The 16,028-nt window shown below is 33.9% G+C and carries 10 protein-coding genes and 7 pseudogenes; 6 read left to right on the top strand and 11 right to left on the bottom strand.

All coding sequences use genetic code 11. From position 1 onward, the window contains the following. The first annotated feature begins 320 nt into the window (after positions 1-320). A pseudogene (locus tag JFV29_RS12060) lies at positions 321-1,554 on the top strand (IS110 family transposase). A 530-nt stretch (positions 1,555-2,084) separates the two neighbouring features. On the opposite strand, the gene JFV29_RS12055 reads toward JFV29_RS12060, so the two are convergent. From JFV29_RS12055 to JFV29_RS12040, 5 genes and pseudogenes are all read right to left on the bottom strand, one after another. Then, positions 2,085-3,500 carry a polysaccharide deacetylase family protein gene (locus JFV29_RS12055; protein WP_201183783.1) on the bottom strand — a complete coding sequence of 472 codons (1,416 nt, stop codon included), beginning with the start codon at positions 3,498-3,500 and terminating at the stop codon, positions 2,085-2,087. A gap of 437 nt (positions 3,501-3,937) precedes the next feature. Beyond that, positions 3,938-4,126 (bottom strand): hypothetical protein, encoded by a 189-nt coding sequence (locus JFV29_RS12050; RefSeq protein ID WP_057214954.1) that lies wholly within the window; start codon positions 4,124-4,126, stop codon positions 3,938-3,940. Between the two features lie 1,003 nt (positions 4,127-5,129). After that, positions 5,130-5,903 carry a D-alanyl-D-alanine carboxypeptidase family protein gene (locus JFV29_RS12045; protein WP_446728245.1) on the bottom strand — a complete coding sequence of 258 codons (774 nt, stop codon included), beginning with the start codon at positions 5,901-5,903 and terminating at the stop codon, positions 5,130-5,132. 69 nt (positions 5,904-5,972) lie between these two features. Then, positions 5,973-6,281, bottom strand: a pseudogene (locus JFV29_RS31665) (SH3 domain-containing protein); the annotation flags it as partial. Between the two features lie 404 nt (positions 6,282-6,685). Further along, a pseudogene (locus tag JFV29_RS12040) lies at positions 6,686-7,021 on the bottom strand (MarR family winged helix-turn-helix transcriptional regulator); the annotation flags it as partial. A gap of 1 nt (position 7,022) precedes the next feature. Here JFV29_RS12040 and JFV29_RS12035 point away from each other — a divergent pair. The 4 genes and pseudogenes from JFV29_RS12035 to JFV29_RS12020 all read left to right on the top strand — a co-directional run. Next, positions 7,023-7,457 (top strand): annotated as a pseudogene (locus JFV29_RS12035) (DUF3238 domain-containing protein); the annotation flags it as partial. Positions 7,458-7,602: 145 nt separating this feature from the next. Beyond that, positions 7,603-8,187, top strand: a complete 585-nt coding sequence (locus JFV29_RS12030) for a DUF3238 domain-containing protein (RefSeq protein ID WP_201183774.1) — start codon at positions 7,603-7,605, stop codon at positions 8,185-8,187. 71 nt (positions 8,188-8,258) lie between these two features. Next, positions 8,259-8,885 carry an FMN-dependent NADH-azoreductase gene (locus tag JFV29_RS12025; protein WP_201183771.1) on the top strand — a complete coding sequence of 209 codons (627 nt, stop codon included), beginning with the start codon at positions 8,259-8,261 and terminating at the stop codon, positions 8,883-8,885. Positions 8,886-9,483: 598 nt separating this feature from the next. Next, positions 9,484-10,719, top strand: a pseudogene (locus JFV29_RS12020) (IS110 family transposase). Positions 10,720-10,942: 223 nt separating this feature from the next. Here JFV29_RS12020 and JFV29_RS12015 read toward each other — a convergent pair. The 5 genes and pseudogenes from JFV29_RS12015 to JFV29_RS11995 all read right to left on the bottom strand — a co-directional run. Then, positions 10,943-11,392, bottom strand: coding sequence for a GNAT family N-acetyltransferase (locus JFV29_RS12015; protein ID WP_201183769.1), 450 nt, complete (start codon positions 11,390-11,392; stop codon positions 10,943-10,945). Between the two features lie 148 nt (positions 11,393-11,540). Beyond that, positions 11,541-12,086 carry a GNAT family N-acetyltransferase gene (locus tag JFV29_RS12010; RefSeq protein ID WP_201183766.1) on the bottom strand — a complete coding sequence of 182 codons (546 nt, stop codon included), beginning with the start codon at positions 12,084-12,086 and terminating at the stop codon, positions 11,541-11,543. A 221-nt stretch (positions 12,087-12,307) separates the two neighbouring features. Next, positions 12,308-12,496 (bottom strand): annotated as a pseudogene (locus tag JFV29_RS12005) (IS4 family transposase); the annotation flags it as partial. 180 nt (positions 12,497-12,676) lie between these two features. Beyond that, the gene (locus JFV29_RS12000; RefSeq protein ID WP_201183763.1) at positions 12,677-13,066 is read right to left on the bottom strand and encodes a hypothetical protein; all 390 of its coding nucleotides are present in this window, start codon (positions 13,064-13,066) and stop codon (positions 12,677-12,679) included. Positions 13,067-13,603: 537 nt separating this feature from the next. Continuing rightward, positions 13,604-13,827, bottom strand: a pseudogene (locus JFV29_RS11995) (IS4 family transposase); the annotation flags it as partial. A gap of 172 nt (positions 13,828-13,999) precedes the next feature. Here JFV29_RS11995 and JFV29_RS11990 point away from each other — a divergent pair. Next, positions 14,000-14,188 carry a hypothetical protein gene (locus JFV29_RS11990; protein WP_201183756.1) on the top strand — a complete coding sequence of 63 codons (189 nt, stop codon included), beginning with the start codon at positions 14,000-14,002 and terminating at the stop codon, positions 14,186-14,188. Between the two features lie 36 nt (positions 14,189-14,224). Here the strand turns inward: JFV29_RS11990 and JFV29_RS11985 are convergent, their stop codons facing one another. Beyond that, the gene (locus tag JFV29_RS11985; RefSeq protein WP_201183753.1) at positions 14,225-16,027 is read right to left on the bottom strand and encodes a sensor histidine kinase; all 1,803 of its coding nucleotides are present in this window, start codon (positions 16,025-16,027) and stop codon (positions 14,225-14,227) included. Between the last annotated feature and the right edge of the window lies 1 nt (position 16,028).

The raw sequence follows: 16,028 nt of genomic DNA, 5'->3' as shown, positions 1-16,028 counted from the left end.
TTCATATTCCTCAACAATCTGGCCCAATTGTTGAATAAAGATCAAACAGCACTCTTTAACTATCCTGCCCCTTCGTATTATAAAGGTCAGCCAGTTATTTCTGGTTGAACAATTTTTATATCGATATATGATAACGGTAGCCGGGGTAGAACGTTCCTGCCCGTGGGGCTTGGACCCCGTCAACTAAACAGTTCGCCCCCTACTTGCTTAAACATGATTTGGCTGGTTGGGACCAAGATCTCGTATAACAAGCGAAGATATGATACTGCAAGAAGGATTAGGGGTTACCGGCAATATTATGTTTTTGGAGGAGATAAAAAATGAATCCAGTGGTTGGTCTGGATGTAGCTAAAGGTGAAAGTCAGGTTCAAGCGTTCTTGGATAAAAAGAAGCCTTATAAAAGAAGTTTTAAAGTAGCACATACCATTGAAGGACTAGAGAGCTTACACCAATATCTTAGAGAGATAGAAAACGTAACAGGAATTCGACCTCCGGTCGTTTTAGAGTCTACTGGGCATTATCATACGCCCGTTGTACAGTATTTTGAGGAGAGAGGTTACTTATTAATTATCGTTAACCCACTCATTTCTTATCGTGCGAAGAGCTCTAGTTTACGGAAAGTAAAGACAGATTTAATCGATGCACGTCACCTCTGCGAGCTGTACTATAAAGAGGATTTAGAGCCTTATAAAAAACGAGGGATACAACTCTTAAATCTTCGTAATCTTTCAAGACAACATGCAAATATAACAGGTATCTATGTACAAACAAAACTACAGTTTCAGGCTGTTCTTGATCAAGTATTTCCTGAATATAGAGGGTTTTTGGAGATTTGTATTCGGTTGTTTCTTTGCTTACTCTATTAGAATTCCCTACTTCTGAAGACATATCAGCAGTCGATGAAGAAACCGTAGCAAATAGGATTAATGAACTTTGTCCAAGTCGTTCTAGAAAGTGGGCGAATACACAGGCAGAGAAACTTATGGCTGCCTCAGCTCGAAATCCTTTTCAGAGAACTTTATATCAGAGTCACATTTTAAGCCTAGAGATGTATATAAAAATGCTTCTAGAATACCAAAAGCACCTATCCAAATTTGAAGAAGAGATAAATGCTTTGGCAAAAGAAATTGAAGAATATAAGATTATCCGATCCATCCCTGGTATCGGTGAAAAAATCGCTACAACGATTATTTCTGAAATTGGAGAGATTGATCGGTTTAATCACCCTAAAAAACTAGTGGCATTTGCCGGAATTGATCCAAGTATCTTTGAATCAGGTAAATTTAAAGGCTCAGTAAATCGGATTACCAAAAGAGGTTCTGGTGACTACGCCATGCCTTATATATGGCAGTTCGTTGTGCCATTCGTGATTGTCGCAAGAAGAAAACGACAGATGAAATCATCCCTCGGAACAAAAGATTACGAGAGTTCTATGATAAGAAACGTGAAGAAGGAAAGCCCTTTAAAGTAGCTGTGATAGCATGTGCCAATAAGCTTCTACAATGGATTTATGCACTATTACAAAATAACTCGACTTTCCAAGATCTAACCTAGTTTAAAAGTATAACTAAATAGCACAAAACTTTCCAAATATAGTTCATTGGAAGGTTATTTAGCATGCACAAATTTAGTATAGCATGAAATATTTTAAGTTTTCATTGAAAAATGTTGACTAACTATTAGCTGGTTTAGTTTAAGTACATTCTTTCACAATCTCAATAGTGTACACCCAATAGGGACGTTTTAAGAATCCTGATAAATCAAAGTTACAACCTTATCTGTCACTTTAGGAGGTAATTTGCACTTATTTTAAGTGCTATTTTTCACATCCAACTTTTGTAGCTTTGGAATAATGATTGATCAAATCAATACTAATAACCTTGATAAACGAACAAAAAGAAAGAGCTTGTTTTGAAAAAAGATTGATCAAAACAAGCTCTTAATATATTCAATTGAATCATTCTTTTATAAAAAAGTTTGATCATTTTAATATCAATTATTCCGTAGACATCTCCGTGGCTCAAGACAGAGGACCAGTAAAGTCTCTGTCGTCTAAGAATTTGTCTAACGATTTAAACTGTATCTTATAGTTCAGACACCGTCACGAATTCATACCCTTCTGTTTTTAAATACTTTAAAATTGGTTCTACTGCTTGTGCGCTTGTATCATGAATATCGTGCATAAGAATGATGGAACCGTCTTTTACATTTTCCTTAACAATTTTTAATATTTCATTTGGGTTATGTGACTGCCAATCTAATGTATCTATTGTCCACAGAACAGATGGACTGCTGATGGATTTTTGGACTTGTTCGTTAACAGCCCCATATGGTGGGCGAAATGCCGTTGATTCTCTTCCTGTAGTACTTTTTATTATTTCATTTGTTTGTTCGACTTCCTGAATTCCTTCTTCCTTACTTAAGGTAGAAAGGTCTTTGTGATCCCATGTATGGTTACCTAATTCATGACCTTCATCCGCGACCTTTTTAGCGATTTCTGGATAGAAATTAACCCTGTTTCCTAGCATAAAGAATGTTGCTTTCGCATCATATTTATCCAATATATCAATAATCTTCAAGGTGTTTTTTGGATGAGGACCATCATCAAAAGTAAGCGCCACTCGTTTACCACCTGTTGGAGAAGTTCTATCAGGTGTTTCTTCTTTTTCTATCTGTTTATCATTAGAATCGCCTTTATCGTCTTTATCGTCTTTTTTCGTGTTATTAATCCATAATTTATCTTTCCATTCATCTGTTAGTAAATCTCGCATCTTCTCTAATGGTATGGAAATCTCTGGCATCCCTGCTGCTCCTGCTGTTACTTCATATTTATCAAATTTAAATACTGCTGACTTGTCAGTGAAATACAGGTTTGAAAAATTGTTTTCCTTATTCATTGTCCATTCTTTTAAACTCTCTTCGAATAATAACGGTTCATATTCGCTCGATTCTTTGAAACTCTCATTTAAGAGAGTATATAGTTGCTCCCTATTTTGTTTTGTATCGTTAAAAATTTTTGTTTGTTGAATAAAATTCCCTTTATCTATATCGACCAAATAAACTTTTGCTTTTTGCTGAGCATTTGCACCAACAACATAACTTCCTTCAGAAAATACAATAGAATAGGTGTTTTCTGCCATTGTATAGATATCCATAGTCAAGGACAAATTGGCACTATGATTTTTAATATACTTCTTATTCTCATTGACAGTTGTTATAAAACCTTTTTCAATAGTAGATACATATTCTTCTATTTCCTCATTCAGTTTTTTGCTTTTAAACTTTGGGTAATGCATGGAAATGTGGTACTTTTCTTTATCCGTTATATCTGTAATTAGATCCACTTCCGGGTATTTAGAATACTCCACTAATGTTCCATTTGTTTTACCTTTTTTGTTTCCTTCCGCCTTAGTTTCTTGTAGTAAGTTCATAAAAAGATATCCTATTAAAAAGATACCAAGTAGAATTAAAATGCTATTCGTTAATTTTGTAGGTCTCATAAACATATGCTCCTGTTATTTTTCTTTGTTGTAATATTCATTTTCCTTTCAGCATAATTACGTACATATAATAGTCATGACAACAAAATTTTCTCGTTGTACATGATTGATTATATTGTAGTTTTGAAATAAAGTTTGATCAGAATGGATGCTCTACAATTCGATAAACTGGGAGAACCAAGAGAAAAATCCTATCGGACTAGTAGGAGAAAATGATAGCAAGATAGAATCTATTGATTTACTCAACTCTAACAATTTCTTATATCGTATTCAAGAAAATGGCCCTTTAGTGGAGTAACACGACTGGAATTTTACAAAATCAACAAATGTAAAAAAGAAAAATACTGCTTAAATTAATACAGGATTTTGATCAAACTTAAGTCTACAACTGAAGCCTTTTCACTTCAACCCCTAATTTATTGATATTGATATCATTTTCATTCAATATTTTTTATATTTGCATCTATCCAATCATTAACTTTTTCGTGCATGGTTTTCGTGGTATCTATTACCTCATGTGCTACAAATGAAATTAATGCAAAAAGTGAAATATGTTCGTCATCCGGGGCATAGTTCAGTAGTACACTGTCTTTTTTTATTTGTTCACTATATGTCTTATGCGACATTACTGAATTATCCTGCCCATTTAGTGCCATAAGAAAAAGTCTGCCGAAGCAACCCAAGTTAATGAACTAACGCACCCGTTAGTTCATTAAAGATTATTGTTGAGTTGACCCAAACTGCGAAGTATCATTTAAATTACGGGGTATTCCAAAAGAATGTTGTTACGATAGTTGGAATAATGACGATAATTAAAGGGAGGAATTAAAAAAGCTAGAATAAATTCTCTAAAAGCTAAATTATACAGAACATCAAATGCGATTAGGTGAAGATAGGAGATTTAATCATGTTAGTATGGTTGCTTCATATTTTGATATGTTTCATGGTGTTAGGAATAACATTTTTTGCACCACAAATGGTAGAAAATAAGAGTAGTACCCTAAGTTATCTTATTGCGATATCTGTACTATTAGGGGTTATGTTAGTAGGTACAGGTATTTACATTGGAATGGGAGAGTCTTTACATGCATATATCTATATAACATTTATATTACAATTGATTATTCTAGGTCTTCTCTTATTAATCTACCGTCTTTTTAAAAAGGTGGGGTATTCAAAATTAATAAATATCTGTTCGCTTTGCTTAGTCACAATTAGTCATTTAACTTATGTTTACTATATTATCGCGAGTTTTATATATTATTAGACGAAAAATTAGGAGAAAGATATAAAAAAAACGCTACTGAACAGTCCGAATACACTATGCTTGTTGAACTATCCTGCCCCGATAGTTCCATAAGAAAAAGCTGCCTTAAAGACAGCTCTGATCTAAAGCTAACGCACCTGTTAGTTCTATAAGAAAAGCGATTCTTAAATAATCAACAATACTTCTATTAGAATGGTGGAATAAGAAAAGCACATTATTTGTCTATCTCTTTTACATAATCACAGTTCTAGGTAGTATACCTAAATATAAATAGCCTCATCAAGTTTTTGATGAGGCTATCCACTGCGTATAGTGTATTAAAGTTTTTGCACTAGAACCAATATATCTTAAGGAGCATTTCTTTAGTTTTGAACGGCTCTAGTATAATAATATTCTTCAAGAGTAATTCCTTGGCTCATAATAGTTTGAGCTATTGATTTGCCTACATATCGAAGATGCCATGGTTCATATTTATAACCAGTAACTGATTCTTTTCCTTTAGGGTATCGGATAATAAATCCATAATCATCTGCATGTGCCTGTAGCCATTTTGCTTCTTTAGTACCTCCAAAGCAATCCTGTGCCGCGCATTTACCATTCCCTCCTGTCACATCAATAGCAAGGCCTGTTTCATGCTCACTTGTTCCAGGTAATGCACTGTATGTGATTGCTTTGGCATAACCATCCCTTTTTACATAATAATCAAATAGAGCAACTTGTGTAGCATGTGATCTGTATGCAGATACACCGAGAAGACTTACTCCCTGCTTCTTGGATTCCGCAAATAATTTGCTAATGGCAGCAGCTGCTTCACTTCGCATTTTTCTCTTTTCTGTCTTTTCTTTAAAAGTAAACGGTATCGACGTATATACTAAGTCTTTTGGTACATAGTTTTCTGGTAGCTTATTTTTTTTATTGACTAACACTGGAATACTTTCAGGCTTTGCAACAACCTGAATGGCGTCAGATGAAGGATTGGATACCTTTACATATTGGCTACTAACATAACCTGTTTGACCGTTTAAGCTAACCTTTAGCCATCCATTCGCATCTTTTCCAGTAACCGTTAACTTTGTGCCCTGTTTAACTGTTGCTATAATTGTATTAGCAGTAGAAGGACCTGTACGGACATTCAGGTTAGCAGTTGCTGTATAGATTACAGTTGTTGTACTAGAGCCAGATGAAGAGTTTGATATTTTTACATATTGGCTACTAACATAACCTGTTTGACCATTTAAGCTAACCTTTAGCCATCCATTCGCATCTTTTCCAGTAACCGTTAACTTTGTGCCCTGTTTAACTGTTGCTATAATTTTATTAGCAGTAGAAGGACCTGTACGGACATTCAGGTTAGCAGTTGTTGTATAGGTTACAGTTGCTGCATTGGCTACGCTTGGTTCTAACCCCTTAATATTTGCATGGTTAAAACCGATTAAACCTGCACATAAAATAATGAAAGCAAAACCGTTAGCTAGCAATCTTTTGTTTAACGTTACTTTATTTAGTTTTGTCATTTAGAACACCTCATCTTTAAGGTATATTTTAAAAAAATAAATGTCACTGGTTTATTATTCCAATTAGAAACAAGGATGTTGAAATGATTATATTTAGGTTAGATAATGTAAACATATGAAAACAAAAAGAACGCACATTTTAGACATATCTAATATGTGCGTTCTTTAATTATAGAACTAACGCACCCGTTAGTTCTATAAAAAAGCGAAACTTCTTCAAGAATCGCGCCCTTTAATGGAACAACGAAAATAGAAACACAAATGCAATTTAGCTTGTTTTTCTTGAACTAACGCTCCCGTACAATTCTTCACAAACCTTGCTGCTAATTTATATCATTACAGGAACGCTGTACTGTTAGTACGAATTTAAGCACGATTAAATGTTCCCTTTATAGACTCTATAATTACCAGACAGGTCTTAAACTCGATGATAGTTTATCTTCATTTTCTTCATAAACTAATTTTGTCAAATCTTCTTTGAGCATTTGCAGGCGTTCAGCACCTATTTTTTCAATCCAACGTTGCTCAATCTCAGTTAGTATCTTCTCTTTTGCTTTCACTACTAACCAACCTCGTTCGGTCAAAACAATAATTTTCCCTCTCTTATCAGTGGGATGAGCTTTGCGCATTACATAGCCACTTTTCTCAAGATAATCCACCATTTTACTCACAGCTTGCTTTGTAATTCCTAAATATTCGGCTAGTTCTATACCTGTTGCTCCATTGGGAGTGATGCATTTATTAGAGCAAGAAGTGATTATTGATTTTTATAAAAAAGAAATTTTCACATATACAAATGCTTGTATCGTAACTGTAAAAGTTACAAATCCAGATGGTTCTATTGATTATAAAAAAGGAAAAACAAGTACAGAAAATATTGTATGTACTAATGTTGTGTGGGGCTCTGATGAAGTTTCTTTTGAAATGAGGGCAAGTGCAAGCAATCCTTTAAATGCAGCAGCACCTGCGGCTGATTATTTATTAACTATACATGTTAACAAAAATGGTGTGGCGTATATTGAAGGTTCCCATGATGGGTTCCCCTGCTATGAATTTTATAAACAAACAGATTTTGGTCCATTTGAATTAATATATACACATGATTTCAGAAAAACTGGTGACACTCCAGCAGCGCTAGCTGGGGAAATGGAATACAGTTTTAAAACGACAATCTAGATATAAATACTAAGTAGAAGTTTACAAGCAGCAAATATTAAAGGAAAAGCAATAATTTATACGAAAGAAATTGCGGCCTGTTTTGCTGAATGGCTCAAAGTTATGAATTACCCAAAATAAAATTAGAATTACAGAGGTGGTTCTTATGACTAACATTGTTAAAGTTAGAGCAAGTGTATTTATTCCAATGTCTTGGACTGAACCTAAGAAAGATACTCAAACAGGAAACGTGATTCAATTCGAAGGTGACTCACGTGAATTTACACCATATGCTGTAAACGCTATGCGTTCCAGAATTGAACAAGAAGTAGTTGTAGATTTTTATAAAAAAGAAATCTTCACATATGCGAATACTGGCATAACAACAGAAAGAATCACAACTCCTGATGGTTCCGTTAATAAAAAAACAGGTAAAGCTAGTACGGAAGGTATTTTGTGCACTGATGTTGTATGGAGGTCAGATGACGTCAAATTTCAAATGAGTGCTAGTGCTAGCAACCCATTAAATGTATATGCACCTCCCGTTGATTATCTATTAACTGTACATGTCAAAAAAGATGGAACTATCGATATTCAAGGTGCACATGACGGATTCCCTTGTTATGAGTTTTATAAGCAAGTAAACTTTGGTCCGTTTGAAAAGATTCATACACATGACTTCAGAGAAACTGGTGATACAGCTGAAGCTCTAGGTGGAGACATGGAATATAGTTTTAAAAAGATATTGTAAAGACAATAGGATTCCCTTTTTAGTGAATAAATGTATAACAGCATAAGAGTGAATAACAGGAGGAAAAGAGAATGACAACAGTTTTATTTGTAAAAGCAAACAATCGCCCCGCAAACCAAGCAGTGAGTGTGAAATTATATGAGGCTTTTTTAGCAAGCTATAAAGAATCACATCCAAATGATACAGTGGTAGAACTTGATTTATACAAGGAAGAATTGCCATATGTAGGAGTAGATATGATTAACGGTACATTTAAGGCTAGTAGAGGACTTGATTTAACAGTAGAAGAAGCAAAAGCAGTAACTGTTGCTGATAAATATTTAGAACAATTCCTTGCAGCTGATAAAGTTGTGTTTGGATTCCCATTATGGAACTTAACAATTCCGGCTGTACTACACACATATATTGATTATTTAAACCGCGCGGGCAAAACATTTAAATATACGTCAGAAGGTCCAGTAGGTCTGATTGGAGATAAGGAAATTGTATTATTAAACGCAAGTGGCGGTGTATATTCTGAAGGACCAAAAGCTGAAGTAGAAATGGCTGTTAAATATGTAGCAAGTATGATGAGCTTCTTCGGTGTAAAAAATATAGAGAAAGTAGTGATTGAAGGTCACAATCAATTCCCAGATAAAGCAGAAGAAATTATTGCTGCAGGGCTTGAAAAAGCTGTTAAAGTAGCAAGTACGTTCTAATTAATAAAAAACTTGTCACTCAATATAGCAGTACCAACACTTTTATAGCGGTGGTACTGCTTTTTTTATTCGCTTATCTTGCTACTTTTGGATGAGTTAGAACCCAACTAATGTAATAATTCCATTTTAATCTTATAAAACGATAGAAAGAAGGATTACATTACAATAAAGTTGATGGACAAAATATATATAAACTTGATTTTCTTCTTCAACTATTCTGTCCTTTAGCTTAAGTACAATCCTTCAAAATCTCACCGACAAATATCGAATTTTCTTTTAAAATGATCTTCCACAATCTGGCCCAATTGTTGAATAAAGATCAAACAGCACTCTTCAACTATCCTGCCCCTTCGTATTATAAAGGTCAGCCAGTTATTTCTGGTTGAACAATTTTTATATCGATATATGATAACGGTAGCCGGGGTAGAACGTTCCTGCCCGTGGGGCTTGGACCCCGTCAACTAAACAGTTCGCCCCCTACTTGCTTAAACATGATTTGGCTGGTTGGGACCAAGATCTCGTATAACAAGCGAAGCTATGATACTGCAAGAAGGATTAGGGGTTACCGGCAATATTATGTTTTTGGAGGAGATAAAAAATGAATCCAGTGGTTGGTCTGGATGTAGCTAAAGGTGAAAGTCAGGTTCAAGCGTTCTTGGATAAAAAGAAGCCTTATAAAAGAAGTTTTAAAGTAGCACATACCATTGAAGGACTAGAGAGCTTACACCAATATCTTAGAGAGATAGAAAACGTAACAGGAATTCGACCTCCGGTCGTTTTAGAGTCTACTGGGCATTATCATACGCCCGTTGTACAGTATTTTGAGGAGAGAGGTTACTTATTAATTATCGTTAACCCACTCATTTCTTATCGTGCGAAGAGCTCTAGTTTACGGAAAGTAAAGACAGATTTAATCGATGCACGTCACCTCTGCGAACTGTACTATAAAGAGGATTTAGAACCTTATAAAAAAAGAGGGATACAACTCTTAAATCTTCGTAATCTTTCAAGACAACATGCAAATATAACAGGTATCTATGTACAAACAAAACTACAGTTTCAGGCTGTTCTTGATCAAGTATTTCCTGAATATAGAGGGGTTTTTGGAGATTTGTATTCGGTTGTTTCTTTGCTTACTCTATTAGAATTCCCTACTTCTGAAGACATATCAGCAGTCGATGAAGAAACTGTAGCAAATAGGATTAATGAACTTTGTCCAAGTCGTTCTAGAAAGTGGGCGAATACACAGGCAGAGAAATTTATGGCTGCCTCAGCTCGAAATCCTTTTCAGAGAACTTTATATTAGAGTCACATTTTAAGCCTAGAGATGTATATAAAAATGCTTCTAGAATACCAAAAGCACCTATCCAAATTTGAAGAAGAGATAAATGCTTTGGCAAAAGAAATTGAAGAATATAAGATTATCCAATCCATCCCTGGTATCGGTGAAAAAATCGCTACAACGATTATTTCTGAAATTGGAGAGATTGATCGGTTTAATCACCCTAAAAAACTAGTGGCATTTGCCGGAATTGATCCAAGTATCTTTGAATCAGGTAAATTTAAAGGCTCAGTAAATCGGATTACCAAAAGAGGTTCTGGTAGACTACGCCATGCCTTATATATGGCAGTTCGTTGTGCCATTCGTGATTGTCGCAAGAAGAAAACGACAGATGAAATCATCCCTCGGAACAAAAGATTACGAGAGTTCTATGATAAGAAACGTGAAGAAGGAAAGCCCTTTAAAGTAGCTGTGATAGCATGTGCCAATAAGCTTCTACAATGGATTTATGCACTATTACAAAATAACTCGACTTTCCAAGATCTAACCTAGTTTAAAAGTATAACTAAATAGCACAAAACTTTCCAAATATAGTTCATTGGAAGGTTATTTAGCATGCACAAATTTAGTATAGCATGAAATATTTTAAGTTTTCATTGAAAAATGTTGACTAACTATTAGCTGGTTTAGTTCATTAAGCAAAAAGGCCACCAAATGGCAGCCCCGGTTCTAAACTAACGCACCCGTTAGTTTAAGTGTTATACTTCACAAATTATTAAAAAATATTTAATTCTAGAAATTCATCAGTTTCCATAAAACCAAACTTCTTATACACTGGTCTACCCATTTTTGAAGCCCCAAGCCATATTTGTGAAATACCTGAAATCTTAACTTCATCAACTAATTTAGTTAACAGCTTTGTTGCGATTCCTTGCCCACGATAATTTTCATTAGTATACATATTTGTGATATAAGCCTTTTTTCCAGTCTTATTGGTGTAACAAGGTGGAAATTCATAAAAAATTACTGCACCACAAGCTATAATTTCTTCATTATCTTCCACTAGCCATTGAATTAAAGTACCATCACTTAGTTTATTTTTAAAGAAAACATATAGTTCTCTATCAATATCTATATTAGGTTCTATCCCCTCATCAACTAATTGCTTTTTTCTTAACTCGACCAATTTATCAATATCATCGATATTTGCTTTACGATATTTCAACTTCTCACAACTCCTTTATAAAATTACAACTGACCAGCCCCATAGCATAATTAATTCTCATCATTTTACCATTGATTCTTATTAAACTAAACTGCCATTAAGTTATTTACTAACCTGCCCCGTTAGTTGAACAAGGAACTATTATTTTTCATTCCCATTCCTCAGCCAGTTTTGCGTAAATAATATGGTCTACATAATGATCATATAGCCATTCTGCTTGTCTTAATCTTCCTTCTTCTATAAAACCCTGCCGTTCAGCAAGTGCTCGACTTCTTTTGTTCTCAACAGCTATGCTAACCTCAATTCGATTTAGCCCAAGTTCTCTAAATCCGTAATCAATAAAAGCCTTAAACGCTTTTGTCATTATGCCATTCCCCTGAAAATCTTCTCCAATCCAGTAGCCGATGCTCCCAATCTTACTTACCTTGTTTATTTCATTAAATCCGATAGTTCCTGCTATTTCACCTCTATAAATGATAGCAACTGACTTTGGATACCCTCCAGTTTCTACAAAGCTCTGTAGTCGAGATTTTATGGTCTCAACAGTATCCTCTACTTTTTCTACGTAATCAAGCCATCCAAGCCATTCTTTGAGATAAGGTTTTGAGCTAATAATCAAATTAAAAAATTCTTCAGCGTCACCCACATTGAATAGCCTCAAAGATACTTCATCATCGATTTTATGTATTAACAAAAAATTCTCCCCCTGACTTATTGCCCCTATCAATTCTACACAATAATACCATTTCCTTCTTTAACTAAACTGCCCCTTTAGTTCAATAAGAAAAAGGCAGCAACCCCTGTTATAGAACTAACGCACCCTTTAGTTTAAGTACTATTCTTCACAAACTACCAGCTAGTTTAATTCAATAAGAAGAAATAACGTCCTGTTGACGAAATTGTTGTATGGTTAATAGTTAAAGAAGTCGTAGCGACATTTTGACTCATCCATACACATAAAGCGACTAAATCTTTGGCTTGGTACTTGCTTGTTCGTTGCACAAAGCCAACATCTCTAGCAAGATTTCGTAAGATATTAGGGGATAAAAAGCTTTGAATTTCTTGAGCAAATAGTTGTAATTCATCTGATACAGAAATTGACATACAAAAACGCCATCCTTTCCTATGATTCTACAGAAAGAATAGCGTATTTTTTCTTTTTAGGGGAATTTTGTTTTGTTAGCTGGATAGCGATGTGGCGCACCCCAGGAAACGGTACTGGAGAAGAGATCTGGTTCTCTGTCACTAGATCAATTAGTTTTACTGATTCATAATATTGAATATTTATTTTAGTTTTTCAGCATCATCACACTTAAAATTCTTTCCTCCATCATTCGATATACAAATTTTATTTATCGATTTTTCAGTCACTTTTTCAGCTTTATTCGTGACTTGATCCAAATCCATACGAAATACTTGTTTCGGATTCTCTTTCGAATGTCCTTCAATATGAATTGTACGATCGAACATCTCAGCTGTGAAACTGCTAGATGTATTTATAATTTCCACTCCATTATTTTCGCCTATATAGCGTTCAGCTACTTTTTCAGCTTCTTTAAGTTGTTGGTTAGTAGGATATGGTATAGATTCTGCTGAAATGACTATAGCTATAATATAAGTAATGACAATACCACTTACAATCAAGATAACTTTCTTCCATGTTTTATTAATCATGCTCTTACTCCCTTTGCTTCTTTTGCTATTACAATATATAACTGTCGATATCTCTATCAATTTCTTTTTATTATAAAAGATACTTCAATTTTTAATTATCTAATTACATGACATTAGTTTTACATTTCATAAAAAGCACCTCTCCTACTTATTTTCAATTTGATATTAACATGTCTTTTATCGTTTTTCAATAAATAATTATCATATTACATTACTTTTTTATTGATAATCCCTTTGATTTTAGACAAAGATAAAAAGCATTCCTCTAACTACCCTGATCTTTATCTCAATTAATCCATTAAATAATCCTATTATGGAATTCCATCACATCGTCATCAAGTTAAGAAATTTGTTTTTCTTCAAAATGAAAAACGGAACTAGATTATCATAAATAACTGTAGAGAGGTAAAAAATTTGTTTTAGGGGTACTTCAAAATCTTAGCTTGATGGGCATGTACCAGGACCCCATAAAGTAAAAGAAGCCTACGATCCTTGCTATTTAAGGAAGTAGGCTTTGTTTTTTTGCATATAACGTGGAACACCTGTAGATGCTTTGAGGTGGCTACATAATTGTGTGAGGGGTGTACTAGCGACTTGTTGACCAAGCATACACTTAAAGCAATTAATTCTTGTTCTTGATATTTACTTGTACGTTGAACAAAACCAACTTCTTTAGCTAGTTGTTGAAGAGAAGATGGAGATAAGTAGTTTTGAAGTTCTTTAGAAAAGAGATTCATTTCGTCTGAAACAGAAAAACTCATAGAAAAACGCCATCCTTCCTTTATATTTCTACAAAAGAATAGCGTTTTTTTCGTTATGATGATACAAATTCACCTTAGCTTGATGGCGATGGTCTTTTGTTCCATTCAATACAAACTCCAGTATATCCGTATAAAAATAGAACGGGTCTGGGTGAACCCCAAGAGGTTTCGATTGGTCCAGTATCATTATATAATTAAAAAACTACTAGATGCAGGATTTATTCAGTTATTTGAACATAAGAATGACCGTCGAAAAACATACATAGCAACCCAAAAAGGAAAAATGATGCTAATGAATAAAATTGAAAGAAGAAGAAAAATGGTAGAACTAGAAAATCACCTTTTAGGTGGAGACAGATGATGTTAAAGAATAATAAAAAATTGTAGAGGTTTATTTCTACAATTTTTTATGTAAGTAGAAAAAGAATAATACTCCATCTTCTGTATTGGATACGCCATACTGTACACCATGGAGTTCTAAAATATTCTTAGAAATGGCTAGACCTAATCCTGTTCCACCTTTTGAACGCTGACGAGAAGTGTCCATACGATAAAAGCGTTCCCATATTTTATCTAATAGTTCCGCCTGGATATGAGTACCTTTATTTTCTACACATATCCTTACTTTATCATTTTCCTCTATTGTCGAAATGATAATATCCTCTTTTTCTGGAGTATAACGAATTGCATTGGTAATAAAGTTTACGATAACTTGATCAATGCGATGTTGATTGGCAACTACTTCAATCTGAGAAAGGTGTTTGTAGACATTTAGTTCCTTTTTAGCTATTTCCAATGATAATTGTTCACATATATTATCAATTATTTGATCAATATAAAAAACATCCATTTGCATTTTATATGTACCAGACTCAAATTTGGCTAGCTCAAGCATATCAACAATTAACATATCCATCTTGTCTACTTCTTTTTCCATTGCCTGAAAGTAATGTTCTTTCTTATGGCTAGCAACACCATCTTTTAAAATTGAAATACAACTTTTCATAATACTTAGAGGTGTTTTTAATTCATGCGATACACCTGAAATAAATTCTTTTCGTGTATTTTCCAACCTCCTTTCTTTCTCTATGTCCTGTCTTAGTTGGCCAATATGTGAATGTAGTGTGTTGGAAAGCCTATTAATATTTTGTGATAAATCACCAATCTCATCTTTTGAAGTAATTGGAATTCTTTCCGAGAAATCTAAATTTGCAATTTTTTTCGTTGTATTGTTTATTTGTAACAAAGGTCTCGCAATTTGTTTGGAATAATAAAAAGAAGCGAGAAATATAAGCAGCAATACAAATGCAATAATATATACATAATAATCCTGTACCATTTGTATGGCTTCATCAACTGGCTGCAACGATGTCATTGAAAAAATATAGGTTGTCGTACCATTTTTTTCTTTTATCGGCAGTATCAATAATTTATACTTAATATCATTTTGCTCATAATTAAGCTCTTGTAAAGAGTGCGAGCTTTCACTTCCTTTATTTAACAACAAATTCACCTGAAATTCTTTGATTCTTTCAATAAATAAATCGTTTGTATACATGAAGTTCGTTAATCCATTCCCTTGAGGGAGTTGCACCTTAGTAACGGTTCCATTTCTTACAACCACATGCGATTCAGCACTAAGTCCTTTTGAATATTTTACTTTCAGATCAATATCGCCTAATTTTTTCTTAATTTGCTTATTTTCCCAATATGAAGTGCCTTCTTCCATCTGAACCTCAAACGGAACGATTGCAGAATCTTTTTTTATTCCGAAAATACGAATTCGCACTCCTGAAGCTAAAGGTAACTTTTGACTTCCAACATCCTCTATATGCATAAGATAGTACAAGGGAACGGTGATGGTAGTATCAGAGAAGTTGTTTTCTTTAACACGATCCAACTTTACTTTTACATAAAAATCTTGTGCGTGCTTTAAGTTCCCATTACTATCTAATGTTGTAATCCAAGTATTATGTTCTCGATAAAAATCTTGTTCAAGCTTTTGAATTGCTTCTGTGTTACCTCCGCTATTTAAATAACCTTTTTCAAAAGATTGTATACTTGTTTTAATATCATTCACTTTCCGATTGGCATAATATTGTTTAAAAAAAATGGTTTGGCCAATGAAAATGGTTGCTAAGATCAACATACATAAAGCTGTTGTTAGTATAAATAATTTTAGTACAATTCCTTTTTTCATA

The sequence above is a fragment of the Peribacillus sp. TH16 genome, from assembly GCF_016651095.1.
GTDB lineage: Bacteria > Bacillota > Bacilli > Bacillales > DSM-1321 > Peribacillus > Peribacillus butanolivorans.
Note: the sequence above shows the minus strand (reverse complement) of the source record. Positions and strands in the feature narration are given on the sequence as shown.

Bases quoted from the DNA above. Each gene is read 5' to 3' on its own strand.
- JFV29_RS12055 (WP_201183783.1), bottom strand. From the start codon at position 3,500: ATGAGACCTACAAAATTAACGAATAGCATTTTAATTCTACTTGGTATC.
- JFV29_RS12050 (WP_057214954.1), bottom strand. From the start codon at position 4,126: ATGTCGCATAAGACATATAGTGAACAAATAAAAAAAGACAGTGTACTA.
- JFV29_RS12030 (WP_201183774.1), top strand. From the start codon at position 7,603: ATGACTAACATTGTTAAAGTTAGAGCAAGTGTATTTATTCCAATGTCT.
- JFV29_RS12025 (WP_201183771.1), top strand. From the start codon at position 8,259: ATGACAACAGTTTTATTTGTAAAAGCAAACAATCGCCCCGCAAACCAA.
- JFV29_RS12000 (WP_201183763.1), bottom strand. From the start codon at position 13,066: ATGATTAATAAAACATGGAAGAAAGTTATCTTGATTGTAAGTGGTATT.
- JFV29_RS11985 (WP_201183753.1), bottom strand. From the start codon at position 16,027: ATGAAAAAAGGAATTGTACTAAAATTATTTATACTAACAACAGCTTTA.